24 protein-coding genes are annotated in these 23799 nt (G+C 49.2%); 17 read left to right on the plus strand and 7 right to left on the minus strand.

Translation table 11 applies throughout. From position 1 onward, the window contains the following. The first annotated feature begins 12 nt into the window (after positions 1-12). The 4 genes from opp4C to BN6628_RS11765 all read left to right on the plus strand — a co-directional run bounded on the left by opp4C (position 13) and on the right by BN6628_RS11765 (position 3502). Positions 13-939: an oligopeptide ABC transporter permease gene (opp4C, locus tag BN6628_RS11750; RefSeq protein ID WP_068617598.1), complete on the plus strand. Its 927-nt coding sequence runs from the start codon at positions 13-15 to the stop codon at positions 937-939. 11 nt (positions 940-950) lie between these two features. Further along, entirely contained in the window at positions 951-1934 is a 984-nt protein-coding gene (locus BN6628_RS11755) for an ABC transporter ATP-binding protein (protein WP_068617600.1), read from the plus strand. Beyond that, positions 1927-2892, plus strand: coding sequence for an ABC transporter ATP-binding protein (locus BN6628_RS11760; protein ID WP_068617602.1), 966 nt, complete (start codon positions 1927-1929; stop codon positions 2890-2892). The genes BN6628_RS11755 and BN6628_RS11760 overlap by 8 nt, the downstream gene beginning before the upstream one ends. Before the next feature lie 130 nt (positions 2893-3022). Further along, positions 3023-3502 (plus strand): hypothetical protein, encoded by a 480-nt coding sequence (locus BN6628_RS11765; RefSeq protein WP_068617604.1) that lies wholly within the window; start codon positions 3023-3025, stop codon positions 3500-3502. Positions 3503-3647: 145 nt separating this feature from the next. On the opposite strand, the gene BN6628_RS11770 is transcribed toward BN6628_RS11765, so the two are convergent. The 4 genes from BN6628_RS11770 to BN6628_RS26835 all read right to left on the minus strand — a co-directional run bounded on the left by BN6628_RS11770 (position 3648) and on the right by BN6628_RS26835 (position 5997). Beyond that, a complete protein-coding gene (locus tag BN6628_RS11770; RefSeq protein ID WP_068617606.1) occupies positions 3648-4472 on the minus strand; it encodes a hypothetical protein in 825 nt (274 codons plus the stop codon). Then, the gene (locus BN6628_RS11775; protein ID WP_068617608.1) at positions 4435-5037 is read right to left on the minus strand and encodes an RNA polymerase sigma factor; all 603 of its coding nucleotides are present in this window, start codon (positions 5035-5037) and stop codon (positions 4435-4437) included. The genes BN6628_RS11770 and BN6628_RS11775 overlap by 38 nt, the downstream gene beginning before the upstream one ends. Positions 5038-5260: 223 nt before the next feature. Beyond that, positions 5261-5839 carry a TraR/DksA C4-type zinc finger protein gene (locus BN6628_RS11780; RefSeq protein WP_068617610.1) on the minus strand — a complete coding sequence of 193 codons (579 nt, stop codon included), beginning with the start codon at positions 5837-5839 and terminating at the stop codon, positions 5261-5263. A gap of 29 nt (positions 5840-5868) precedes the next feature. Then, positions 5869-5997: a hypothetical protein gene (locus BN6628_RS26835; protein ID WP_262363154.1), complete on the minus strand. Its 129-nt coding sequence runs from the start codon at positions 5995-5997 to the stop codon at positions 5869-5871. A 126-nt stretch (positions 5998-6123) separates the two neighbouring features. Between BN6628_RS26835 and BN6628_RS11785 the strand changes: the two genes are divergently transcribed. From BN6628_RS11785 to BN6628_RS11815, 7 genes are all read left to right on the plus strand, one after another. Then, positions 6124-7206 (plus strand): ABC transporter substrate-binding protein, encoded by a 1083-nt coding sequence (locus BN6628_RS11785; protein WP_068622236.1) that lies wholly within the window; start codon positions 6124-6126, stop codon positions 7204-7206. Between the two features lie 90 nt (positions 7207-7296). Beyond that, complete coding sequence (locus BN6628_RS11790) at positions 7297-8148, plus strand: ABC transporter permease (protein ID WP_068617612.1); 852 nt, start codon at positions 7297-7299, stop codon at positions 8146-8148. After that, positions 8145-8975: an ABC transporter permease gene (locus BN6628_RS11795; RefSeq protein ID WP_068617614.1), complete on the plus strand. Its 831-nt coding sequence runs from the start codon at positions 8145-8147 to the stop codon at positions 8973-8975. The genes BN6628_RS11790 and BN6628_RS11795 overlap by 4 nt, the downstream gene beginning before the upstream one ends. Next, positions 8972-10030, plus strand: a complete 1059-nt coding sequence (locus BN6628_RS11800) for an ABC transporter ATP-binding protein (RefSeq protein ID WP_068617616.1) — start codon at positions 8972-8974, stop codon at positions 10028-10030. The genes BN6628_RS11795 and BN6628_RS11800 overlap by 4 nt, the downstream gene beginning before the upstream one ends. Positions 10031-10033: 3 nt before the next feature. Continuing rightward, a complete protein-coding gene (locus BN6628_RS11805) occupies positions 10034-10825 on the plus strand; it encodes a DeoR/GlpR family DNA-binding transcription regulator (RefSeq protein WP_068617618.1) in 792 nt (263 codons plus the stop codon). A gap of 47 nt (positions 10826-10872) precedes the next feature. Next, complete coding sequence (locus BN6628_RS11810) at positions 10873-11718, plus strand: alkaline phosphatase family protein (protein WP_068617620.1); 846 nt, start codon at positions 10873-10875, stop codon at positions 11716-11718. 1 nt (position 11719) lies between these two features. Beyond that, positions 11720-12709 (plus strand): PHP domain-containing protein, encoded by a 990-nt coding sequence (locus tag BN6628_RS11815; protein WP_068622238.1) that lies wholly within the window; start codon positions 11720-11722, stop codon positions 12707-12709. A 74-nt stretch (positions 12710-12783) separates the two neighbouring features. On the opposite strand, the gene BN6628_RS11820 is transcribed toward BN6628_RS11815, so the two are convergent. The 3 genes from BN6628_RS11820 to BN6628_RS11830 all read right to left on the minus strand — a co-directional run bounded on the left by BN6628_RS11820 (position 12784) and on the right by BN6628_RS11830 (position 16124). Beyond that, positions 12784-14016 carry an aminopeptidase gene (locus BN6628_RS11820; protein WP_068617622.1) on the minus strand — a complete coding sequence of 411 codons (1233 nt, stop codon included), beginning with the start codon at positions 14014-14016 and terminating at the stop codon, positions 12784-12786. A 131-nt stretch (positions 14017-14147) separates the two neighbouring features. Further along, positions 14148-14681: a PadR family transcriptional regulator gene (locus tag BN6628_RS11825; protein WP_068617625.1), complete on the minus strand. Its 534-nt coding sequence runs from the start codon at positions 14679-14681 to the stop codon at positions 14148-14150. A gap of 87 nt (positions 14682-14768) precedes the next feature. After that, entirely contained in the window at positions 14769-16124 is a 1356-nt protein-coding gene (locus tag BN6628_RS11830; protein ID WP_082926885.1) for a TrkH family potassium uptake protein, read from the minus strand. A gap of 276 nt (positions 16125-16400) precedes the next feature. Between BN6628_RS11830 and BN6628_RS11835 the strand changes: the two genes are divergently transcribed. From BN6628_RS11835 to BN6628_RS11860, 6 genes are all read left to right on the plus strand, one after another. Then, positions 16401-16646, plus strand: a complete 246-nt coding sequence (locus BN6628_RS11835; protein ID WP_235847727.1) for a hypothetical protein — start codon at positions 16401-16403, stop codon at positions 16644-16646. A gap of 38 nt (positions 16647-16684) precedes the next feature. Further along, the gene (locus BN6628_RS11840) at positions 16685-17767 is read left to right on the plus strand and encodes an AI-2E family transporter (protein WP_187386131.1); all 1083 of its coding nucleotides are present in this window, start codon (positions 16685-16687) and stop codon (positions 17765-17767) included. A gap of 238 nt (positions 17768-18005) precedes the next feature. Then, the gene (locus BN6628_RS11845; protein WP_068617633.1) at positions 18006-19847 is read left to right on the plus strand and encodes a hypothetical protein; all 1842 of its coding nucleotides are present in this window, start codon (positions 18006-18008) and stop codon (positions 19845-19847) included. Between the two features lie 376 nt (positions 19848-20223). Then, entirely contained in the window at positions 20224-21189 is a 966-nt protein-coding gene (locus BN6628_RS11850) for an ABC transporter permease (RefSeq protein ID WP_068617634.1), read from the plus strand. 31 nt (positions 21190-21220) lie between these two features. After that, on the plus strand, positions 21221-22129 hold the full coding sequence (locus BN6628_RS11855) for a carbohydrate ABC transporter permease (protein WP_068617636.1): 909 nt from the start codon (positions 21221-21223) through the stop codon (positions 22127-22129). A gap of 38 nt (positions 22130-22167) precedes the next feature. Then, a complete protein-coding gene (locus BN6628_RS11860) occupies positions 22168-23772 on the plus strand; it encodes an extracellular solute-binding protein (RefSeq protein WP_068617638.1) in 1605 nt (534 codons plus the stop codon). Positions 23773-23799 lie beyond the last annotated feature (27 nt).

Below are 23799 nucleotides of genomic sequence, written 5' to 3' on the forward strand. Positions count from 1 at the left end.
GAGGTTATCACCATGTCATCTATAGGCCGTGAGATTACTGCGGGAGGATCAGCCAGACAAGAGCGTGCGAAGTCATCGATCTGGAGACAATCCATGCAGCGGCTGCTTCGGAACAAGCTCGCTGTTATTGGCCTCGTTGTGGTAGTTATTATGTTCCTGGCATGTTTTATAGGACCGGTCTTCTCTCCATATGCCAGCAACAAAATTCATATGAATATCATGAACCGTCCCCCTAATATGAGGCATTGGCTCGGTACGGACGGACTGGGCAGGGATGTCCTGACGCGTGTTCTTCAAGCAGGGAGAATTTCACTCACTGTAGGGTTGGCGTCTATGGTACTGTCCGTATTGATTGGCTCGCTGCTTGGTGTAATCGCCGGTTATTTCAAAGGGATTGTTGACCAGGTGGTTATGCGGATTGCGGATCTTCTGCTGACGATCCCTGGACTGCCGCTGCTGTTTATCTTCGGGGCTCTACTCTCGGAGTGGAAGGTGCCGACAGAGTACCGGATGTACATCGTAATGGTCATGCTTAGTCTAATTGGTTGGCCTTCTCTTGCCCGTCTTGTGAGGGGGCAGATGCTGAGCCTGCGGGAGAGGGAGTTCATGCAGGCTGCTACTGTCCTGGGGTTAAGTGCGAAGCGCAAGCTGTTTCATCATCTGCTCCCGAACATTGTGCCGCTTCTGATTGTTATAGCCACCTTGAATATTGGGGGTTCCATCCTGATGGAGTCCGTGCTGAGCTTCTTTGGACTTGGCGTAATGCCCCCGACAGCAACGTGGGGGAACATGATTGATGCGGCAAACAATATGCTCGATTTCCAAAACCGTCCTTGGCTCTGGATTCCTCCGGGGTTATCGATATTTATCACGGTTATCGCAATCAATATTTTTGGCGACGGTCTGAGGGATGTGCTGGACCCGAAAAAGAAGAAGTAGGTGGACATCTGATGAACGATTTACTGAATATTGAACATCTAAGCACACATTTCAAAACAGAAGAAGGAACGATCAAGGCGGTTGATGACATTAGTCTGCATGTCCGCAAAGGGGAGACGGTATGCATTGTGGGAGAGTCCGGCTGTGGCAAAAGCATTACGGCGATGTCCATCATGGGGCTTATCGAGGGTCCGGCGGGGAAAGTGGCCGGTGGATCGATCCATTTTGACGGGCGTGATCTGACCAAGCTGAACAGACATGAGCTTCGCCATTTGCGGGGGAATGAGATCGCCATGATTTTTCAGGAGCCAATGTCATCTCTGAATCCCGTGATTACGATTGGCGAACAGATTGTGGAACCCCTTCGGGTTCATCTGAACTTAAGCCGCCGGGATGCGCACACCCGGGCTATTGAGTTAATTGAACAGGTGGGAATCTCCCGTCCTGAGCAGATTTTCCGGAGCTACCCGCATGAGCTTAGCGGGGGCATGCTGCAGCGGATTATGATTGCGATCGCAATCTCCTGTAACCCAAAGCTATTGATTGCTGATGAGCCGACTACGGCCCTGGATGTTACGATCCAGGCGCAAATCCTCGATCTGCTTCGCAGATTCAAAGAGGATTCGGACATGTCCATTCTGCTGATTACCCATGATCTGGGGGTTGTCGCTGAAATGGCGGATTATGTCATCGTTATGTATTCCGGCAAAATTGTCGAAGAGGGCGAGGTTACCCAGCTATTTGCCAACCCGAAGCATCCTTATACGCAGGGCCTGCTTCGATCTAAACCGGTGATTAACCAGCGTCAGGATGAGCTGTATTCGATACCCGGGCAGGTGCCGAATCCGTTGGAGCTTCAGCCGTCCTGCTATTTCCACGATCGCTGTGAGCATTGCATGGCTGTGTGCCGTATGGAAGAACCAAATCTGAAGAAGGTTGGGGAACAGCAGAAGGCAGCCTGTTGGCTGTACGAGGAGGCGAAAGTGTATGCCTGAGCAGCTGCTCGAGGTTCAACATTTGAAGAAATATTTCCCTGTGAAGTCCGGTCTTCTGAACAGAACTACGGGTTATGTTAAGGCGGTTGACGATGTCTCCATTACGATTGGACCAGGGGAAACCTTTGGATTGGTAGGCGAGTCCGGCAGCGGAAAAAGCACAGTAGGCCGAACCATCGTCAGATTAACGGATAAGACGAGCGGAGAAGTGAAATTCAAGGGAATCGATGTCTATAATCTTGCCCCGCAGGAGCTTCGGAAGCTTCGGCCCCGAATGCAGCTGATCTTTCAGGACCCTTACAGCTCTTTGAATCCAAGGGTAAGGGTAGGTGATGCGATTGGTGAAGCGCTTCTCGACCATGGCCTGGCTGACCGGGGAGAAATCCGGGAGCGTGTTCAGGAGGTGCTCGCATCATGCGGCTTGTCGGCTTACCATATCGACCGGTTCCCGCATGAGTTCTCAGGCGGTCAGCGGCAGCGGATTGGCATCGCCCGGGCGCTGATCTTGAACCCGGATCTCATTATTGCGGATGAGCCGGTCTCGGCGCTGGATGTCTCGATCCAGGCCCAGATCATTAACCTGTTCCGCAATCTACAAGAGACCAGAGGGCTTGCCTATTTATTTATCTCCCATGACCTTAGTGTTGTGGAGCATTTATGCACCCGGATCGGTGTTATGTATTTGGGGTCCATGGTTGAGACCGCATCCAGGGATGAACTGTTCCGCAATCCGCTTCATCCCTATACGAAGGCGCTGCTCTCAGCTGTACCTGTTCCTATTCCCAAATTAAAGAGGGAGCGGATTGTTCTTAAAGGGGACATCCCAAGTCCGGCTAACCCGCCGCGCGGCTGCAAGTTTCATACCCGGTGCCCATTTGCGGAAGCGAGATGCAGGGAGGAAGTTCCCGACTTTCGCGATGCCGGCGGCGGCCATTATGTGGCTTGTCATTTAGTATAAGAGAGAAGCGCTGATAATCCTAACAACTTACGCTAATTTTCAACATTTTTTTGCTAACTATGTAACTACTCTTCTTTCGATGATGTTAATTAGTTGTAGTAATCATATAAATGAGGAGAGTAGATTAGTTATGAAGGTTTCAAAACGATTGGCTTCATCTGCAGTACTGTCTTTCATCTTGGTGTTCATGCTGCTGGCAGCGCCAGTAAGTGTGGGCGCGGAAGCGAGTAAGGGCGCTGCGCTCACATCCCCGCCGCCGCAGGAGACAAATACATATATCCTCGGAGCAGCTAACAAGTACTTATATGGGGGCAATGTACTCATTGAGTCAAATGGGTCACTCAAAGTAAAATGTACTGCGGAGACGATTGCGAATCAAAAGGTAGAATCCATGGGCATCATATTTACCCTGCAGCGGTGGACAGGCACGAATTGGGAGGATGGGCCTTCAGTGAATTTAAGCGACTCTAATGTAAGCAACTTGAAGGGCTACGCTAACTTTGAGGTTAAGAGCGGGTACTATTATCGTGCGAAGGCCGTACTTTGGGTCAGCCAGGGCGGAATCTATGAACAGTCCGTTGTCTACAGCAATTCACTTCTAGGCAGCTAAACGAGTCTGTTAGCAAGACAAATCAGGGGCCGTCGCAGAGACGCCCCTGATTTTGTTTATGAGTTCGTTGGTGTTCGGAAGGCTTCAAGGAGGAGACGCCCGCTCCCATCGCGGTTGGTTTGAATCCTTGAATATTTTGATCAGCTTAATTACCGATTTGATTCGCGGCCTGCAGAAGTTCTTCTTCCGTTAGGGCTCCGTACATATGAATATAGATATTATCTTCCATAAATTTAATCTGGGGGAGCTCTCCACCGGAAAAAAAAGCTTTGCCCCCATTATCAAGCTTAATTTCACGTGTATCTACCGTGGTGGTTGAGTTGATGCTCCGGTTGCCTTCCATTCTTCTCATACTGATGCAGAATAGCTTCGCATCCCTCGTCTTGTATCTGAATTCGATCCATCCCGCCGGCTTATCCGTCTCTGTCTGGAATAAAGAGATGTTCTCCAACTGAAATCGTGAAGGTAGAGAAGGAAGATTAGGAAGGGGGAATGACAGACTGCGCTTCGCTTCTTCTAACGTGACCAGCTGAGGCTCCAGCTTATCTACTTCACCCAGCTTGATGAAGGCTTTGCTCTGATCCTCACGATAAACGTCAGGAGGAGGAGCGGTCTTCGCGTGGGTAGTATCGACGTACGTATCTTTGCCGAAGACCACTTGAATGAGTCCCGTTCCCATCTGCTTGATTTGCTGATAGAAAGGCGATACGGCTTGGGTCATTAGCGGAGGCGAGAAGAGCAGGGCTCCCAGTGTGATGGATGCGGCAACAACGCTGAACCACTGCATTTTGGTTTTGATCCGGTTTCGCCGTTTCTCCATGTCCAGCTTCTGTTTTACTTCAAGCCAGGAAGTCTTCTTCTGCTCTTCAGTAGGTACTGAATATTGAGGGGCCCTGGAGAGGGCATCATGAATCAGCTGATCCAGCTGTTCATTACAATCTGGATCCCACCTTGTTGAATTTCTTCGCATCGATCTCACCCCATTCCTTTTTCAGCATCTTCTTGATACTCTCTCTTGCCCGGTAAAGTCTCTGTCTGACGACATCTTCATCCGTATCCAATTCATCTGCGATCTCTTTATAAGTAAGGCCTTGCTTCCATCGGTACTCAACGAGCTGGCGGTATTCTGGTTTCAGCTTCTCCAGGCAGCTGATAATAGCTTCTTCCAGCATTTTGGCCTCAACGGTCTGCTCGACGGAAGGCTCCGGGTTATAAGGTTCTGTATTTATAAAAACACTGTCCGAATCTAAATGGTTACGAAATTTTTTATTTTTTCTTAAATAATTGATCGCTGTGTTCCTGGCAACAACCTTTAACCAGGCTTTCATTTTTTGTTCGCTTTCAAAGGCGGGTTTCTTACGAATGACTTTCAAAAAAGCATCTTGGATAACATCCTCTGCTGCCGAATGATCCCTCACGATGTATAAGATCATGCCATACACGAGCTCGTAAAAATTGTAATAAACCTGCTCCTGAATGATCTCATCGAGATCATGGTAACTGGCAGCCAGAAGATAGATCAACTTCTCCGGCATGGTAATCCCCTCTCTACCTGCAATGCTATTTAATACATAAGAACCACCTGAACCTAGTTGGCAGTATCGACAGATGGATGAGTGGGTGGTGTGCTTTAGTCATTTTACCTCATTTTTCCTTGTAAAGATATGTATTACGAGAAAGTGTCACAGCTGCATAGCTGACAAAAAGAAGGCACTTCCAGACGGAAGTGCCATTCATCCTAATTATTACTGAATCGGATTATTCCTCATCAGTGGACATGGAATTGTAATCTTTGACATTTCTTTTGGCGGCCATGGCCGGAGAGTCCGAGTTTCCGTATTCCTGGACCGTGTGCCAGGCATCTGCATCGTCAAAACGTCCGGCATCCTGCTGACGATGCTCACCAGCCCCCTTGGGTGGAAGCGTCATCACCTGCTCTTCAATAGGCCGATCGTCCGATAGCTTGCGTTCAGGCGTGTGGTCAATACAGAAGGCCGTATAAGGGAGGGCCTGCAGGCGCAGATAAGGAATCTCTTTTCCGCAGACTTCACAGGTCCCGTATTCACCGGATTTAATCCGCTCGAGGGCATGATTGATCTGCTCAAGCTCCCAGTCCAAATTGTCATCGATCGCCATGTCCCGGCTCCGCTCGAACGTTTCGGTGCCGACATCGCCTGGATGGTTATCCACCGCGGTTAGTTCCCCCGTCGAAGCACGAAGCGATTCATTATGATCAACCTCGGTATCATCTCCTTCGAAATGATGCTCGAGCTCTTGCTTCTCTTCCAGCAGGCTCTGTTCCAGCTTGTTCAGTTGTGAATCGGTTAAATGGCTCATTGTGGCTTCCTCCTGTCTCTGATATATCCTTACTTACCCTCCGGCCCGTTGTTATGACGCAGCTTCGCCTGAAGAGAAGAGACGAGAACTGCAGTTTTGTAAACGCTGATGCCGCTTCTTGTTTCCACAGTATATTTGCTTAATTTGCAAATTAACATGAGGTTTACCTCCACTTGAAATGCTGCTGATGATGCCATCCTACAATGAAGTCATACGGAAACAACATAAAGTCACAACAAATCACATGAGGTTCAAGGAGGAGAAAATCAGTGAGAAAAGCTTTTATGGGGTTAGCCGCTGTGATACTTGCCGGTTCCATGCTGTCCGGCTGCGGTAAATCAGCTTCGACAGAGGCAAGCGCATCAGCCGGAGACGGAGCGGTTGTCAGTCTGGAGGAATTGCAGAAAGGGGCCAAGACGGAAGGGGAAATTGTAAGTGTAGGTATGCCGGATTCATGGGCGAACTGGAAAGATACTTGGAACGATATTACGGCCAAGTATGGACTGAAGCATACGGATACCGATATGTCGAGTGCCGAGGAGATTGCCAAGTTTGACTCGGAGAAAGACAAGCCCACCGCCGATCTGGGGGATGTAGGTATGGCTTTTGGCCCAGTTGCCGTAGATAAAGGGGTTACCCAGCCGTACAAGACCTCCCATTGGGACGAGATTCCGGATTGGGCCAAGGACAAGGATGGACACTGGGTTGTAGGGTATCAGGGGACGATTTCGATCCTGACCAACACGAAAAAAGTAGCTAATCCTCCAAAAAGCTTCGATGATCTTCTTAAAGGAAATTATAAAATTTCGGTTGGCGATGTTACCAAAGCCGCCCAGGCGCAAAGCGCAGTTCTGGCTGCCGCGATAGCTTTCGGCGGAGATGAGACAAATATCGAACCGGGTATCGCTTTTTTTGAAAAGCTTGCCAAGGCCGGACGTCTGGCCAAGACCGATCTGACCCTGGCCAACTTGGAGAAAGGTGAGGTGGAAGTCGCATTCCTCTGGGATTTCAACGCGCTGGGTTACCGGGCTCAGTTAGGGCCTGACAGCTATGAGGTTACCATTCCGACTGAAGGAAGTGTCGTCAGCGGTTACGCAACGATCATCAACAAATATGCGCCTCATCCGAATGCGGCAAAGCTGACACGTGAATATATTCTGAGTGATGAAGGACAGATCAACCTTGCCAAAGGTTTTGCCCGTCCGATCCGGGATAGCGTGAAGCTTCCGGAAGATGTGGCCGCCAAGCTGCTGCCTACCGAAGCGTACAAGACTGCGAAGCCGATCAAGGACTTCAAGGCATGGGAAGCCACTTCCAAGCAGATTCCTGAACTGTGGCAGGAGAGAGTTCTTGTCCATATGAACTAAATGACGCAGCTCAAAATTGCAACGAATTTTTCACCATACAGTTACTTTCCAACAGGGAAGTAACTGTTTCGGCTAAAAAGGAGAATCCTCATGTTGAAACGGCGAGTGGATACCAAGCTGCTGCTGGCGTTGGTTCCTTTCTGTATATTAATTCTGGCCTTTGAGATTCTGCCGGCGCTCTCTGTAGTTATAGAAAGCTTCAAGAATGATGAGGGCACCGGCTTTTCATTCGAGCAGTATGTCACGGCGTTCACCAAGATGTTCTACCTTCAGGCAATCAAGAACAGCGTGCTGATCTCTGCCGCATCCAGCTTCATTGCAATCATTGCCGGCTTGTTCATAGCCTATGCGATCACCCGGGTATCGGAGCGGACCCGGACACGCGTCCTAATGATCTCCAATATGACCTCTAACTTCGCCGGGATTCCTCTGGCATTCGCCTACATTATCCTGCTTGGCAGCAACGGGGTATTTACGCTCTTGTTCGAGCATTGGGGGCTTTCCATCTTCTCGGGCTTTAATCTGTATTCTTGGTCAGGTCTGATTCTTGTGTATGTTTATTTCCAAATTCCGCTTGCGGCGCTTCTGCTCTACCCGACCTATTACGGCATCCGGGAGGAGTGGAGGGAGGCCTCGGCTTTGCTCGGAGCGGGAGCCTTCCAGTACTGGAGCCGTATTGCTCTGCCTCTTCTGCTGCCTGCGGCGGCAGGAACCTTCACCATTCTGTTCGCGAATGCCATGGGGGCCTATGCCACAGCCTATGCGCTGGTCGGTGCCAACTACAATCTGCTTGCCATCCGGATCAGTTCCCTTGTTGCCGGTGAGGTCATAACAAGGCCGCAGCTTGGCAGCGCGCTGGCCATGGTGCTTGGCTTAACCATGATTCTGAGCTTATGGATTAATGACCGTTTAATGAAGCGGGTAAGGAGGGATCTCGGATGAAGAACGAAAGAAAAGGGCGCGTCTTTCCCACGGTGGTTCTTACCCTGACGATGATCTATCTGATTCTTCCGCTTATAGCGACCTTAATCTATTCGTTAGCCCGATCTTGGCAGAGCAGTATTCTTCCAGATGAGTGGACCTTGGACTGGTTCCGTCAATTGTTCCTTGATTCCAGATTCCAGGAGTCTATGTGGAGAACGCTGGGGATCTGTTTCCTAAGTGTCATTCTCAGTGTTGTTGTCATGCTGCCAACGATCTTTATTGTCACAGTCTACCTACCCAAGCTGGAGAGATTGCTCAATATCCTGGTGCTGATTCCTTATGCCGCCCCGCCTGTGGTGATGGCTGTGGGACTGCTCAAATTGTATTCCTCTGGTCCGGTAGCGATCTCCGGTACGATCTGGATTCTGGTTGGCGTATATTTTGTCGCCGTTCTTCCTTATATGTACCAGGGGATACGCAACAGTATGCGGACCGTACGAGCCAAGGAACTTATTGAAGCAGCGGAACTGCTCGGCGCCGGGAAGCTTGAAGCCTTCCGCAGAATCATCATTCCCAACGTTCTGCCGGGAATCCGCGTCTCTGTGCTGCTGTCATTTTCCATTCTGTTCGGTGAGTTTGTGCTTGCCAATCTACTCGTGGGCGGCCGGTTCGAGACCATCCAAATTTATTTGTACCATCGACTGATTGAGAGCGGGCATGTCGCAAGTGCTGTGGTCATCTGCTATTTTCTTGTTATTCTCGTCCTCTCTGGACTTCTCCTTGCGCTCAGCGGTCTTCTGTATAAACAATCCACACCAGTAACTAAGAAAGGATCAGATCTATGAGCTACTTATTCCTGAATCAAGTGAATAAAACATTTAACAGGATTTCGGTTCTGAAGGAACTGGATCTTGAAGTGAATGAAGGAGAAATGGTCACCCTGCTCGGGCCAAGCGGGTGCGGGAAGAGCACTTTGCTCAGATGTATTTCCGGGCTCACCGGCATGGACCGGGGCAGGATCGTTCTTGGGGGAAGAGACATTACCGGGCTTCCTCCGAAAAACCGGGACGTTGGAATGGTATTCCAATCGTATGCCCTGTTCCCCAATATGAATGTCTATGACAATATCGCTTTTGGACTTTCGATGCAAAAGAAGAGCGGGGCACAGGTCAAAGCAAAGGTCGGGGAGATGCTCCAGCTTGTGGACCTGGAGGATAAAGCCAAAGCTTATCCTCATGAGTTGTCCGGCGGGCAGCAGCAGCGGGTGTCCCTGGCCCGTTCACTGGCTGTGGAACCGAAGCTGATGCTGATGGATGAACCTCTCAGTGCCCTTGATGCCAAGATCCGCAAGCACCTTCGTACGGAGCTAAGACAGATCCAGAAGCGGGTAGGAATGACGATGCTGTTCGTTACCCACGATCAGGAGGAAGCCCTTACAATCTCGGATAAAGTCTGTCTGATGAATCAGGGACGGATCGTGCAAACAGGCACACCGGATGAAGTCTACTCGCGTCCTAGAGATGAGTTCGCGGCACGCTTTATCGGCAGCTATAACGTCATAGCCGCGGAAGACCTGATGAGGCTTACGAGACAGCCGCTTGCTTCAGGCATATACTATGCGCTTCGTCCAGAGGCGGTGACGGTGACGCCGGAGCGTGCCGGCACCTCTGACCGGCAACAGGGGGCAGTGGAGGAAGGGCCTTCTGTAACCGTAACAGGTGTGGTGCTTGAGTCTGTGATGCTGGGCAATATAATCCGCTATCAGATTGAAGCGGATGGGGTGAAGCTTCATGCGGATATGCTTAACGCATCACCGGTAACCAAAGCTCACGATGGAGAGCCTGTCCAGATAGAGTTTGAACTGGCTGCTTGTATTCCGCTTGAGGCCGGTGAGGTGTAAGTCATGTCTGTATTGGCAGAAGGCAGAAAAACCAGAATTCTAACGGAACTGGAGCGGGAGGGCAAGGTCATGGTTGCTCCCCTGGCTGAGCAGTTCTGTGTCTCCATGGAGACGATCCGTAGAGACCTTCAAGTGCTTGAACGGCAGGGCTACCTACGTAGAGTCTATGGTGGGGCCGTCAAATCCTCATTCCGCAGTGATGAAGCCCCATACACCCAAAGGCAGAATATGCATGCCGCCGAGAAAAAGGCTATTGGCGGACGCGCTGCCGGGCTGGTCAAAGATGGGAGAACCATCGTGATTGATGGGGGAACGACCACACTTGAAATGGCGCAAGCCATTTCCGGGCGGACCGGTTTAACGATTTTAACAGGCTCGATTCCGGTTGCATCCTGTTTGCTGGAGGCGCTGAGCCGTGACCTGTTCGATGGGAAGGTGATCATTCTGGGCGGAGAGGCAAGCTCTAGGCAGTTGTCTGTCTCAGGTATCCTTGCAGAGCGGATGATGAGCGGGTTCAATATCGATCAGGCCTTTCTCTCCGTAGGTGGTGTCTCACTCACCCACGGGTTCACGGATTATGACCTCAATGAAGCATCTATGTCCAGTGTATTTGCGGAGGCGGCTCAAGAAGTGGTTGTTCTTGCGGACCATTCCAAGTTTGGGATTAATACATTCGCTCCGATTATGCCCTTGGAGAAGTGTGATGTGATCGTATCCGATCAGAATCCTCCGCCTTCCTGGCAAGAATTCATAAAGCGCAAGAAGGTAGAGTGGATTACACCGGGCAGCGGGTAATTATTTTATAACAACGGAAGGAAAGAGAAGAACAGGAGGAATGGAACATGGCCAAGGTTATTATGATTGTGTTAGATGGGCTCAAATACGAAACTGCAAGAGCGTCGATGGGGTATTTGAATCATCTGGTTGAAGCCTCGAAGGCCGCTTGCTACAAGGTGAAATCCGAGCTTCCCAGTCTATCCAGACCGCTGTACGAAGTGCTTCTTACCGGTACTCCTAGCTCGGTGAACGGCATTACTGCAAATCATATCGTCAGATTATCCAAGCAGAAGAGCCTGTTTCATCTGGCTGCGGAGAAGGGGTTGACTACAGCGGCAGCTGCTTATTACTGGGTCAGCGAGCTGTACAACCGTGCTCCCTTCGACCGGATTGAAGACCGGGAGCAGCATGACGTAAAGCTGCCGATCCAGCATGGCAAGTTTTATTTTGACGATGGATATCCCGATTCTCATTTATTTGTAGATGCCGAGATTCTGCGGCGCCAGCATGCCCCTGACTTCCTATACATCCATCCCATGGGAATTGATGATATCGGACACAAGTTCTCCTCAGATTCCAGGGAGTACCGGGGGAAGGCGCTTGAAGCCGACATGATTCTGGCGACATTCCTTCCACTCTGGATGTCTCTCGGGTACGAGATCATCGTGACGTCCGATCATGGCATGAACAAGGATGGACAGCATGGTGGGACGGGAGAGGAAGAGAGGGATGTTCCGCTTTATGGCATAGGCTCCATGTTCGAGCCAGGCTGTTATACAGATCAATATATTCCGCAGCTCACCATAGCTCCACTGCTGTGCCGGATGATGTCTCTTCCAGTAACGGAAGAGATGATCTACACCAAGGTGCCAGGCTTTAAGTTTAATGGAGAACATCCGGGAGGGAATTGATGTGAAGGTAGATTTTCATTTTCACTTGGAAGAAGGGCCTTATAGTCTAAATTGGCTTCAGCGCACATGTCAGGCTCTTCAGTCTACACGGCGGACACCGGAGTCGGTAAGTCCAAACAGTCTGGAAGCAGTCCAATCTGTGGTGCGTCAGCTCTCAAGACGCATGGAGGAGGGCTGTTATTCGGAACGATGGATCACCAAGTACCTGGAACAGGGTTCACGCGAGGGGATCAGCTATTTTGGCGTTGTAGATCATCTGTACCGGTTTAAGGAATTTAAGCCCTATTACGAGAAGCACATGCTGCTGGATGACAGCCCCATCGGGAGGCTTCAAAGGGAATGGCTCGATCAGGTATGTATATATTCCATTCGCGATTATCTGGAAGGTGTTCAGAACGCCGCCAGGTTCTATGGGAATTTATCGGTTGGAGTTGAAGCAGATTACTTCGAGGACGGGGAAGTGGAACTGGGCGAGCTGCTCTCCCAATATGAGTTCGATTATATTATCGGTTCGGTGCATTTTCTTAACGGTTGGGGCTTCGACAATCCGGAAACCCAGCATCATTTTAAGGAACAGCAGCTTCATGAATTGTACGCCCGGCACTTTGAGACGGTGATTAAAGCCGTGAACAGCGGCTTGTTCCAGTTCATTGCCCACTTGGATAACCTGAAAGTGTTTGGCTATCGCCCATCGGAGGGCAAATTGCTGGGTTGGTATGAAGCTGTTGCATCGGCTTTGGCTAATGCGGGAGTCGCCTCGGAAATTAATACGGGTCTCGCTTACCGTTATCCGGTTAAGGAGATGTGTCCGAGTCCGAATTTCCTCAGAGTTTTGTACCGCTATGGAGTTCCGGTGACACTTAGCTCAGACGCCCATTTTCCAGACGACATCGGCACGATGTTGGATGAAGCGGTGATTATGGCTAAATCGATCGGTTATGAGGAAATCGTATATTTTAAAAACAAGCAGCCGATCAGACTGCCTTTATAATCGTTATAAAAAAAGGATGCATCCGGCCTGAAGTTAGAACAGCCGTAATGCATCCTTATTTGACTTATCTCAGCTTAGATAGCCCAATTCCCTTGCTTAAACAGCTGGATTTCTTCCCCGTCAGCTGTGATGCCGAAGATGTCCATCTCCGCAGAGCCAACCATAAAGTCCACATGCGTAATGCTTGTGTTCAAGCCGCGCTCATGAAGCTCTTCCTGGGATAGTGCCTTGCCGTCCTTAAGATTAAAGGCATAGGCGCTGCCGATCGCAAGGTGATTTGAGGCATTTTCATCAAACAAAGTGTTATAGAACAGAATATTCGATTGAGAAATCGGCGAGCCGTGCGGAACCAAGGCAACTTCGCCCAGATAGTGGGAGCCCTCGTCCAGCTCGACGAGCTGCTTCAAAGTTTCTTCGCCTTGTTTGGCTTTCACATCGACGATCCGGCCATTCTCAAAAGTAATGGTGAACTCGTCAATAATATTGCCGGCATGGCTCAGAGGTTTCGTACTGGACACCTTCCCGTTGACACCTGTGCGATGCGGTGCGGTGAAGACTTCCTCTGTAGGCAGATTGGCGAGGAACTTGTGTCCGCGCTCGTTAGTGCTGTCCGCAGCAACCCAGAGGTGACCCTCCGGAAGTTCAATCGTAAGATCCGTCCCTGGAGCTATGTAATGAAGCTTCTTGAAGTTCTTGTCGTTTAAGTACGTCGATTTCTGATTCAGATTCTTCACATGCTCATCCCAGGCAGCAAGCGTATCTGGTTGATCCACACGAACGGTGCGGAAGATCGCTTCCCACAGCTTGTCAACCTGTTGATCTGCCGGCACATCCGGGAATACTTTGGCAGCCCATGCGGCAGAAGGGACAGCAACGATGGACCAGCTGAACTTGTCCGCTTGCTGGTATTGACGGAATTTGCTCATGGCTTTGCCATAAGTTTTCTGGTGATTGGTCAGACGCTCACTGGAGATTCCCTTCAGCAAGTCCGGGTCCGAAGAGATGACGTGAAGCACGGCAGCTCCGTTCTCAACCAGCTCCAGAATTTCGCCCGCATACCATTTTGGCTCATCAAGGAAAGATTCCTCAGCGGCCATTTCATACCGCAGACGGGTAACGGTATCGTCGTTCCAGTTCACCTTGACAGTTCTGGCTCCGGCTTCATAGGCTTTCTTCACAATGAGGCGCACCAGCTCAGCGCCTTCCAGGCTGGAGTTGACCACCAGCGTCTGGCCTGGCTGTACATTGACACCTACTTTAACTGCCAGTTCTGCATATTTGTTCAATTTTTGTTGAAAATCGGACATGGAATTGACCTCCATTCAATTAAGTTACAGGTACTATATTACAGGAAACTTAATTATAAAGAAAATATAATTCATCTATTTACCGCGTGGAATTATAAACATTACCATGTGAATGGCAAAGCTTATATTCATTATCGAATTAAGGTAAGCACCCACCTGCACCAAGCAATTTCCTGCTGCTCCATCAGCAGCTTGCGCTGATGAACAATATATCTTCCGAAGATTTGATGCTCCAGATTTTTTAAGTCAGGCCCATATTCCGCTTCCATCTCCTGGATCAGCTTCTCCCGTTTATAAACCTTGTCTTTGTAATAAGTGATCCGGTCCTCGAACAACCGGTTGGCTGTTGCAGAATCTGTCAGTGAGATGGAGTAAGCCTTAATTAGAAATTCATCTCTGCTAACCGGAATGGAAGGGGCCTTATCCATCCAGGCTTTGAGCTTGTCCCTGCCAGAATCGGTGATGTGATACAGCTTCTTGTTGGGCCGTCCGGTTTGCTCCACGTTCTCTGGGGTCAAATACCCGTCATTCTCAAGCTTGGCCAGCAGCGGATAAATTTGGCTGTGCTTGGCCTGCCAGAATACTTCCAGCATCTCCGCAAGCTCATAACCGGAGCACGGCTTACGGACAAGCATGGCTAGCAGGGCATAAGCTAAGCTGTTCATCTGATTAACCTCCCATGGAACGAAGGTTTGGTTCGTTCCTCAATTGTTTTATATTCAAAGGTATATACGCACGACTCTGTAAATTGGCTAACCAATGGTGATTCTGCCTTCAGGATGACGGTAAAGCTCCTTAGACGACCGGGGAGCAAGTGCATAGGCCAGAGTGAGGGGCCCTACCCTTCCAAGGAACATTACGATGCATATAATGATTTTGCCAGCCGGTGTGAGCATGGGGGTAAGCCCAAGACTCATCCCGGTTGTGCCAAAGGCGGAGGTAGTCTCAAATAATATAGGCAAAAAACTGCGGTCCTCCAGCACAGATAGCGCCATTGTAACGAATATGACAAGGAATAAAGCTAACCAGGTTTGGGTGACCGCTTTGATAATCGTATCTTTGGCAAGCCGTCTGTTGTACATTACAATGTCGTCCTTGCCTCTGATGAGGGCGAACACAGCTCCAATAAGTACAGCAAAAACTGTTACTTTAATTCCACCACCTGTAGAGCCGGGAGCAGCTCCAATGAACATCAGAATAACTAGAAGAAATTGGGTTGACGGATTCATATCCGTTGTGCCAAGCGTGCTGACACCACCTGACCGCGAGCTTACCGATTGAAAGAAAGAGGCCAGGATACGCCCACCTTCCCCAAGTGGTCCCATGGTATGTTCATTGGTCCGCTCCATAATGTAAATGAGAAGCGCGCCTAGAACAACAAGAGCAAGAGAGAAAGAGAGAACAACTTTGGAGTGCAAACTTAATTTCCGCTTGGCACGGAATTCGAGAAGATCCGACATCACCACAAAACCAATTCCGCCAAGAAAGATCAAGCCCATAATGACGAGATTGACATACAGGTCCTGGGCATAAGCGCTTAAACCCGAGAACGGGCCTGTAACCTGCCCGAACAAATCGAAACCCGCATTGTTGAACATCGTAATACTGTGGTAGATTCCGAAATACACAGCCTGGGTAAGCGGCATATCCAGCGCCCAGCGGCTTGAGAGCAAGAAGGCACCAACGGCTTCGATGACAAAAGAATACATGATGACGCGCCGGATCAGTGAGATCAGCCCCTCCATAGAGTTGTAATTCATAGCCTCTTGGAGAATCAGCCGTTCTCTTAATGATATACGTTTGTTGAAAGCCAGCGCAATGATAGTCCCCATGGTCATGAAACCCAAACCGCCCACCTGGGTTAAGACAAGCAGGACAAGCTGCCCCAGCAGAGTCAGGTCTGTGCCCGGGTCAAGGACCGTAAGGCCGGTTACACACGTAGCAGAGGTGGCCATAAAGAATGCATCCAACAAGGGAATACGATTTCCATCAGTCGAAGAAACCGGAAGTGACAGCAGAATTGTTCCTGTCAGGATAATGATAGCGAAGCCTGCCGTCAGAACCTTGGAGGGCGAAAGGGTATGATGGAAGCGTATAGCTGTTTTCAAGATGTAGACACCTCTTCACTAGGTAGTCACCAAATGCGGGTAATGCTAATTCGGATATGGTATAAAAAGAAATGAATGACTTTCTAAAACATGATACGATATAGCGTGAACCTACAGCAATCTATTTCTAAAATTTAGGATAATAGGTCATACTCCAAATGTCATACTGCAGCTGATTCTGATTATGCCAGTATAACAATGGATATACAATAATAGAAGCTATTGATAATGCGAAGGAGAGAAGGCAAAGTGGAACTTGAGTTAATTAGCGCAGTTATGCAGCGGCAAGAGGACGAAACTTATCTGGGACGAACCGTATTTAAGGTTATCGGGCACAAGCAGGACTATGAAATTACGTTCTTCAGCAAACGGGGGAAAGAGTGGGATTATAGTCTCCATTTTGCAAATGAATCCGGGGATGAGGACGAGCTGTTAGCGGTTGATGCCCGCATTGAGGAGGATGACGAGTGGTTCGACCGGCTGCTGGATGCAGCGATGGATACGCTGCCGGGCGAGGAGTAAGGTCTTTGAGACCAATACATGAATAGGGAGGGATGTTTTTGCTGGAAAAACCTTTTTTTCGCACATGCCTAGGCATTATCATGCTGCTAACGATTGTTTTTCTGTTACATAAAGTCAGTTTTATCTTCAATCCGGTGGTCACCTTCGTCAAAATCCTTATTGTGCCGCTGACGATTTCAGGCTTTCTCTACTATTTGCTTCGTCCGATCGTGCATTATTTGGATACCAAAAACGTAAACCGGATGTTATCCGTGCTGTTGATCTATTTATGCTTTGCGGGACTGATTACACTCTTCTTCTTCGTCGTCTGGCCTCCGCTCACGAAGCAGGTTCAGGAGTTCATCAGCAATCTGCCAAGCTTGCTTGAGGGAGTCCGTACCCAGATCGGACTGATTCAGAAAAGCCGTTTCTTGTCCATGATCGATTCAGGCAATACCCAGATTTCGACCAAGATCACGGAGTATATTAACGGTGCGGTAGAGATGGTTACCGGGTATATGTCCCACTTCTTTAACTTTATTAGTGATTTTGTTGTAATCATTGGTACCGTGCCAATTATTCTGTACTACATGCTAAAAGAGGACAAACGGATCTCCCCGGCGATTGTCAGAGCCATGCCTAAACGGTTCGCCCGTGATGGAGCTCAGGTTGTGCAGAGCATTGATGCTGCGCTCAGCGGCTTCATCTCCGGTCGAATTATCAGTGCGGTGATCCTGGCGGTGATGAGCTTTGTCGGATTTTGGATTGTTGGACTTCCATATCCGCTCCTGCTCGCTGTTATAGGAGCCTTGTTCAATTTCATTCCATATGTGGGCGCCTTTCTTGGAGCTATTCCTTGTCTCATCGTTGCTTTTACGGTATCCCCATCCATGGCCCTGTGGGTGCTCATTGTCATCGTTGTCGCACAACAGGTGGAAGGGAATCTGATCGCCCCGTATATCTATGGCAAAACAATCAACATTCACCCGCTGACTACGGTGATTTTGCTCTTAATCGGCGGGGAGTATGCCGGAATTCTTGGCATGATTCTGGTCATCCCGGTATATATGATCATCAAAATTATTACGGTAAGGCTGTACAAATTGTTCTTGTCTGAAAAAGTCGAGGAAATCGTAGATTAATCCCGTAAATAAGCACTGTAAACCGATCCTTTGGATCGGTTTATTTGTTTTATGTTATTAACCAAGTTAGAATAGAAATTGCGTAGTGTATAAAATATTAAAAAAATTAATGAAAATTAGTCTGAATATGTAGAAATTACTAAATTCCACTCGTCAAAATCCGATAAAAAAAGACATGGAGCGATAAATTTCTTCGTCGGTTCCATATCCAATTTTAACGAATAAGAGGGGGAAAATAATGAAACGGATGTTTTCTTGGGCAGCTATTGTCTTGTTGGTCATCACAGCTACCATGCTCACGGGGTTCTCTTCCAGGCATGATGTGAAAGCGACATGGGTGAAGCAGACGGAGCTGATCGAGAATGGTGGAGGGAAACTGCTGGATTTTGCCACATCACAAGGTGTGAACGTCATTTACCTGCAAGTTAACAGGTCGATACCAAACACGGTTTACGGGCAATTTATCGCGAATGCCAGCAAGCGGGGCATTGCAGTCCATGCCTTAGACGGCAGTGCTGATTGGGCATTAACTGCGGGCAAGTCTAAGCTGACTGACCTGGTTAGCTGGGTTAGCGCATACAATGCCCAGGCCGCTGCGGATCAAAAGATAAAAGGTGTGCACCTGAGAATCGAGGCGTATTCCCTTCCGCAGTGGACTACCGGAGCCTCTGAGGTGATGGATTCTTGGAAGTCGAATCTTCAGGAGTTCATAACCGCAGCCGCAACCAAGCTTCCAGGGACAGAGCTCGGAATTGATCTCCCTTACTGGTTAAAAGGAGATAAGCTCCCCGGCGGGGACACAACTCTGCAATGGTTCATCAAATCATTTAATCATGTTACGATTCTAGATTATAAGACGAGTGTATACGACAAGAGTGGAATTATAGAAAGTGTACGGCCGCAGATTCAGATGGCTTCCTCGCTGGGCAGACAAATTGTTGTCGCGCTGAATACGAGAGAGGATGCCAGCAGCACAGATGCATCCTTCTACGGCAAGGATCCTCAACTAGTTGATGATGCGCTTTGGGAAGTGAATGATCAGTTCGGCAGTGAGAGATCGTATGCCGGAGCCGCGATTAACGACGCAGAGGGCTGGGCGGCGCTTATGAAGCAGGACATTGTAACTCCTGCTCCAGTTCCAGTTCCCGTACCTGACCCGGTACCTCAACCGGACCCAGGTCAAGAGCCTCCGCAGCAACCGGATCCAACTCCGGTGCCTCAGCCTGAACCGACTCAACCGGATTCCCCGGTACCGGAGGCTAAGCCGGTCAACCGTAGCTCTGATATAAGAGCTACGTATATTTGGGAGGCAGGAGATGTAGTTAACCGGCCGGATGAAGTTCTCACATTTGCCAAGAATAAGAAGATTAATGTACTGTATCTGCACATTGATGTGGACTACGGCTATGCAGCATACCGTCCGTTCATGAAGAAGGCCTCCGCAGCAGGGATCGAAGTGCATGCCATGGGCGGCAACACGGGTTATGCCTTTACCGAGAACCGTGCGCAGATCACCAAATTAATTAATTATGTGAAGAACTATAACCGGCTTGTCGACGCGGATGAAAGATTCTTTGGTATCCATCTTGATGTAGAGCCATGGGTACTCCCGGCTTGGCAGTCGGCGACTGATCGAGTTATTAACGAGTGGACCGGCAACATGAATTATTTTATCGGAGAAGTGAAGAAAAATTCTAAGCTTCAGACTAGTGTAGACATTGCAGCATGGCTGGACCGATACAAGGTGAAAGACGAGGATGGAATTTCAATCAGCAAATGGTTCATTCAAAAGATGGATCATGTAACTATTATGGATTTCCGGAACTATGCGTCCGGTATCGGCGGTATTGCAGACATGGCCAAGGAAGAACTCGCCTTCGGCAGCGAACTGGGCAAGCCTGTCGTTCTCGCCGTCGAGACCAAAGTCAGCTCAGAAGGTCCTTACGTCAGCTTCCATGAATTGGGCAGCGCGATTCTTGAGAGAGAACTAGCTAAGCTTCCAACTCTTCTCAGTAAGTACGATTCCTATACAGGGATTGCTGTTCACGCATATGAATACTGGAAGACACTCAAGCCCTAACTTAAAACAAGGAGCCCGGATCTTAGGATTCGGGTTCTTTGTATTTTTGCAGCTGTTTACTAAGAAGAGGTATGTAAGTTCGCTGCGATATATCACAAATTGTCAGTTTACACGTGCATTAACCGGGATCAAAAACCACACATTCAGCAATTGTCATAGGGCTGGCCAATGACAGTGCAATCCAGATGGATAAAGCGCTTTCAATCAGGTTCGAAATAACATATTTACGGAGCTGCAAACTCTCGTATACCGTTGAAATGTAAGCGCATACGAAGCGGAGCCGCAGTCAGATAAATCTCCTTCCATTGTATACGCTGCGCAGCAGGGAACCCGGCTTGAATCAGCTGTGGATTATAAACACAAAAGGGGTGATTCTATGCAGGATACGAAAAGTATCGCTGCGGGCAGTGTCATACGGGAGCCAGGGAAGGTGAAACGAACGGTCTGGAAAAGGATCATTTTAAATTGGGAGCTGTATGTGTTCATTGCCCCCGCCTTTTTCTACTTCCTTATCTTCTCTTATCTGCCGATGTACGGAATTCAGATTGCATTCAAAAACTTCATCCCCAGCAAAGGGATACTTGGCAGTCCATGGGTTGGCTTTGATCATTTCGAGAGATTCTTCAATTCCTATTATTTCTGGGATTTGATCTGGAACACGTTAAGTATCAGCTTGTATGAATTGGCCATCGGCTTTCCGATTCCGATTATATTGGCTCTGGCTTTTAATGAAGTAAAGGGCGGTTTCTTTAAGAAAATGGCCCAGACTGTCACGTATGCGCCTCACTTCATCTCGGTGGTGGTTATGGCGGGCATGATCATCACATTCCTGTCACCTACTACAGGCATTATCATTCATATCATGGAGTGGGTTGGGATACAACCTCCGGATTTCCTTACTGATCCGAGGTGGTTCAAGACAATGTATGTCTTCTCAGGAGTGTGGCAGAGTGCCGGGTGGGGGACGATTATCTACCTTGCGGCATTGTCTGGAGTTGACCCCGGCCTGCATGAGGCCGCGATAATCGATGGGGCGTCACGCTTTCAGCGGGTAAGGCATATTAACATTCCCGTCCTGGTGCCCACGATGACGATTCTTTTAATTCTGAATATGGGCAGTCTGCTCGGGGTCGGATTTGAGAAGATTCTGCTCCTGCAAAATCCACTTAACATGGAGTCTTCGGACGTGATCTCCACCTTTGTCTACCGGTCCGGTCTTGTTAACGCACAGTACAGCTTCTCGACAGCGATCGGTCTGTTCAACTCACTGGTGAATGCCATCCTGCTCATCGCCGTGAATCAGATGGTGCGGCGGTCAAGTGAGAGCAACAGCTTATGGTAGTACTAACGTGTGCAGAAAGGGGGGACTGCTGATGACAACAGCAGTGAGAGAGAGCGGCCGGGACAAAATCTTTCTGATTTGCAATTATATCTATGTTTGGTTAGCCTTTATCCTTGTGGCTTATCCGATCATCTATATGCTCAGCGCTTCAATCAGTGATCCGAAGTTTGTCGGTTCCGGTGAAATGTGGCTGTGGCCTAAAGGCATCACATTTGAAGGCTATCAAAGGGTATTTCAGGACAAGAGCATTTGGTCGGGTTATGCGAACACTATTCTATATACCGGGGTAGGCACAGCTATCAATCTGATCGTAACGCTGCCCGCAGCTTATGCACTCAGCCGCAAGGATTTTCTGGGCCGGAATTTCTTCATGGGTATGTTCATGGTAACCATGTTCTTCGGCGGGGGGCTGGTGCCGACCTATCTGCTTGTGAAAGAGCTTGGCATGGTGAACACCATGTGGGCTATCGTCATTCCGTCTGCTGCATCCATCTGGAACATCATTGTATCCCGGACTTTCTTCCAGACGTCCATTCCGAAAGAGCTTCAGGAAGCGGCTCAGATGGACGGCTGTACGAATCTCAGGCTGTTCGTCAAGATCATCCTGCCCTTATCGATGCCGATCATTGCTGTGATGGCTCTGTTCTACGGCGTGGGTAACTGGAACAGCTACTTCTCGGCGCTGATCTACCTGAATGATTCGGCTAAATATCCGCTTCAGCTGGTCTTGAGACAAATCCTTGTCCTTCAGGAGATGTCCGCGCAAGCAGGGAGTGTGATGGATGCGGCTACTGCATCCGCACTGAACAATAAAGCGCAGATTGCGGCACTGGTCAAATATGCGGTGATTATTGTTGCCACCGTACCTGTGATCGCCGTGTATCCATTCCTGCAAAGGTACTTTGTTCAAGGTGTGATGATCGGTTCGGTTAAGGGCTGATCTTACTCATATACCAATTAAAAAAGGGGAGTTATTGAATGAGAAAACTTCGCAAAGCGTCTGTTTTACTTCTAAGCCTCACACTGGCAGCATCCCTGATGTCCGCGTGCAGTTCAGGCAAAGCGGATACCGCATCCCCAAATGCAGGAAGTACGGATGGGGTGAAGAAGGAAGGCTTCCCGATTGTAAACAAGCCGGTTACCCTGAAGGTTATGTCCCAGGATGCCGGGATTGCCGATTGGAGCAAGATGCCGGTTTTGCAGGAGATGGAGAAGCTGTCGGGCATCAAGCTTGAATTCCAGAATGCCCCGATCGACAGCTTTGCTACCAAGAAGAACTTGGTCTTTGCGAGCGGCAATCTCCCGGATATCTTCTATGCCGCCGATCTGAAGCCAGCGGAGCAGGTGACCTATGGCTCGCAGGGGGTGCTGATTCCCCTAGAGAAATATATTGATGAAGGTTATGCTCCCAACCTGAAGAAGATCCTGGATGAGCATCCGGATATCCGCAAGTCGTTCACCACACCTGACGGGCACATGTACGCCCTGCCGTTTATTGATACAGCTGCGATATGGTACCGTGGGCCGATGTGGTATAACGGCAAATTCCTGAAAACGCTCAAGGTGACTGAGCTGCCTAAGACAACGGATGAATTGTATACGCTCTTGAAGCGGGTGAAGAATGAAGATCCGAACGGCAACGGCAAGAAGGATGAAATCCCTCTTACTTCAGTAAAGCTGGACGACCTGCGCATGTATTTCTTCGGATTCTGGGGAATGTACAGCGAGACCTATTACGCGGATGCCGGTGGCAAAGTCCATTACGCGCCGCAGGAAGAAGGGTATAAGGGCTATCTCACATTTATGAACCGTCTATGGAAGGAGGACCTGCTCGACCACGAGACCTTCTCGCAAACCGATGAGCAGAAGAAAGCCAAAGGCAAGAACAACCAGGTTGCCTTGTTCAGCGACTGGTTCCCTTACTTCACACTGGGCGGCGAGCCTGGACCGGACAATCCGCTCATGACCCCGGTGAAGAGCGAGATTCCTGGCTCTCCGGTGTACGGCAAGCATCCGGGCATAAGCTCTAACGGCACTTTTGCGATCACTAGCAGTAATCCAGCTCCAGAAGCCAGTATGCGCTGGATTGATTACCTGTACAGCTATGATGGGGCAACCCTGTTCTCACAAGGACCGGAGAACCTGCTTTGGAAGTATAAAGACAAAGCTAATCATGTCAAAGAGTGGCTGCCTGTTCCGGGTGGAGGAGACCGGGAGGAATATCGCGGCACCATTACACCGAACTACGGCATCCTGACCCCAGGTATGAATGATCCGGAAGTTGTCAAAGGCCTGCGGACCGATTTCGATGAGTGGATTGACCAAGAAACGAAGCAGAAGCTCGTTCCTATTGCGAAGTCGCCGTTCCCTAACGTGTACCTGACTAATGAAGAGCAGGCGGAAGCAACAGGTCTTCTCTCAGACCTAAACACCTACGTTCAGCAGATGGAAGCGAAGTTCATCACCGGCCAGGAGCCTTTATCGAACTGGGATAAATATATCGCTCAAGTGAAAAAGATGGGCGGAGACCGCATTGTAGAGCTCTATCAGGCGGCATATGACCGCTGGAACTCTGGTAAGTAGCGCCTAACCGGGCAAAAAAACAGCCAA

This window comes from Paenibacillus tuaregi (assembly GCF_900086655.1).
Classification (GTDB): domain Bacteria; phylum Bacillota; class Bacilli; order Paenibacillales; family Paenibacillaceae; genus Fontibacillus; species Fontibacillus tuaregi.

What these genes read in the sequence shown, in the direction of transcription:
- opp4C (WP_068617598.1), top strand. Translation starts at nt 13, where the DNA reads ATGTCATCTATAGGCCGTGAGATTACTGCGGGAGGATCAGCCAGACAA.
- BN6628_RS11755 (WP_068617600.1), top strand. Translation starts at nt 951, where the DNA reads ATGAACGATTTACTGAATATTGAACATCTAAGCACACATTTCAAAACA.
- BN6628_RS11760 (WP_068617602.1), top strand. Translation starts at nt 1,927, where the DNA reads ATGCCTGAGCAGCTGCTCGAGGTTCAACATTTGAAGAAATATTTCCCT.
- BN6628_RS11765 (WP_068617604.1), top strand. Translation starts at nt 3,023, where the DNA reads ATGAAGGTTTCAAAACGATTGGCTTCATCTGCAGTACTGTCTTTCATC.
- BN6628_RS11770 (WP_068617606.1), bottom strand. Translation starts at nt 4,472, where the DNA reads ATGCGAAGAAATTCAACAAGGTGGGATCCAGATTGTAATGAACAGCTG.
- BN6628_RS11775 (WP_068617608.1), bottom strand. Translation starts at nt 5,037, where the DNA reads ATGCCGGAGAAGTTGATCTATCTTCTGGCTGCCAGTTACCATGATCTC.
- BN6628_RS11780 (WP_068617610.1), bottom strand. Translation starts at nt 5,839, where the DNA reads ATGAGCCATTTAACCGATTCACAACTGAACAAGCTGGAACAGAGCCTG.
- BN6628_RS26835 (WP_262363154.1), bottom strand. Translation starts at nt 5,997, where the DNA reads ATGTTAATTTGCAAATTAAGCAAATATACTGTGGAAACAAGAAGCGGC.
- BN6628_RS11785 (WP_068622236.1), top strand. Translation starts at nt 6,124, where the DNA reads ATGGGGTTAGCCGCTGTGATACTTGCCGGTTCCATGCTGTCCGGCTGC.
- BN6628_RS11790 (WP_068617612.1), top strand. Translation starts at nt 7,297, where the DNA reads ATGTTGAAACGGCGAGTGGATACCAAGCTGCTGCTGGCGTTGGTTCCT.
- BN6628_RS11795 (WP_068617614.1), top strand. Translation starts at nt 8,145, where the DNA reads ATGAAGAACGAAAGAAAAGGGCGCGTCTTTCCCACGGTGGTTCTTACC.
- BN6628_RS11800 (WP_068617616.1), top strand. Translation starts at nt 8,972, where the DNA reads ATGAGCTACTTATTCCTGAATCAAGTGAATAAAACATTTAACAGGATT.
- BN6628_RS11805 (WP_068617618.1), top strand. Translation starts at nt 10,034, where the DNA reads ATGTCTGTATTGGCAGAAGGCAGAAAAACCAGAATTCTAACGGAACTG.
- BN6628_RS11810 (WP_068617620.1), top strand. Translation starts at nt 10,873, where the DNA reads ATGGCCAAGGTTATTATGATTGTGTTAGATGGGCTCAAATACGAAACT.
- BN6628_RS11820 (WP_068617622.1), bottom strand. Translation starts at nt 14,016, where the DNA reads ATGTCCGATTTTCAACAAAAATTGAACAAATATGCAGAACTGGCAGTT.
- BN6628_RS11825 (WP_068617625.1), bottom strand. Translation starts at nt 14,681, where the DNA reads ATGAACAGCTTAGCTTATGCCCTGCTAGCCATGCTTGTCCGTAAGCCG.
- BN6628_RS11835 (WP_235847727.1), top strand. Translation starts at nt 16,401, where the DNA reads ATGCAGCGGCAAGAGGACGAAACTTATCTGGGACGAACCGTATTTAAG.
- BN6628_RS11845 (WP_068617633.1), top strand. Translation starts at nt 18,006, where the DNA reads ATGAAACGGATGTTTTCTTGGGCAGCTATTGTCTTGTTGGTCATCACA.
- BN6628_RS11850 (WP_068617634.1), top strand. Translation starts at nt 20,224, where the DNA reads ATGCAGGATACGAAAAGTATCGCTGCGGGCAGTGTCATACGGGAGCCA.
- BN6628_RS11855 (WP_068617636.1), top strand. Translation starts at nt 21,221, where the DNA reads ATGACAACAGCAGTGAGAGAGAGCGGCCGGGACAAAATCTTTCTGATT.
- BN6628_RS11860 (WP_068617638.1), top strand. Translation starts at nt 22,168, where the DNA reads ATGAGAAAACTTCGCAAAGCGTCTGTTTTACTTCTAAGCCTCACACTG.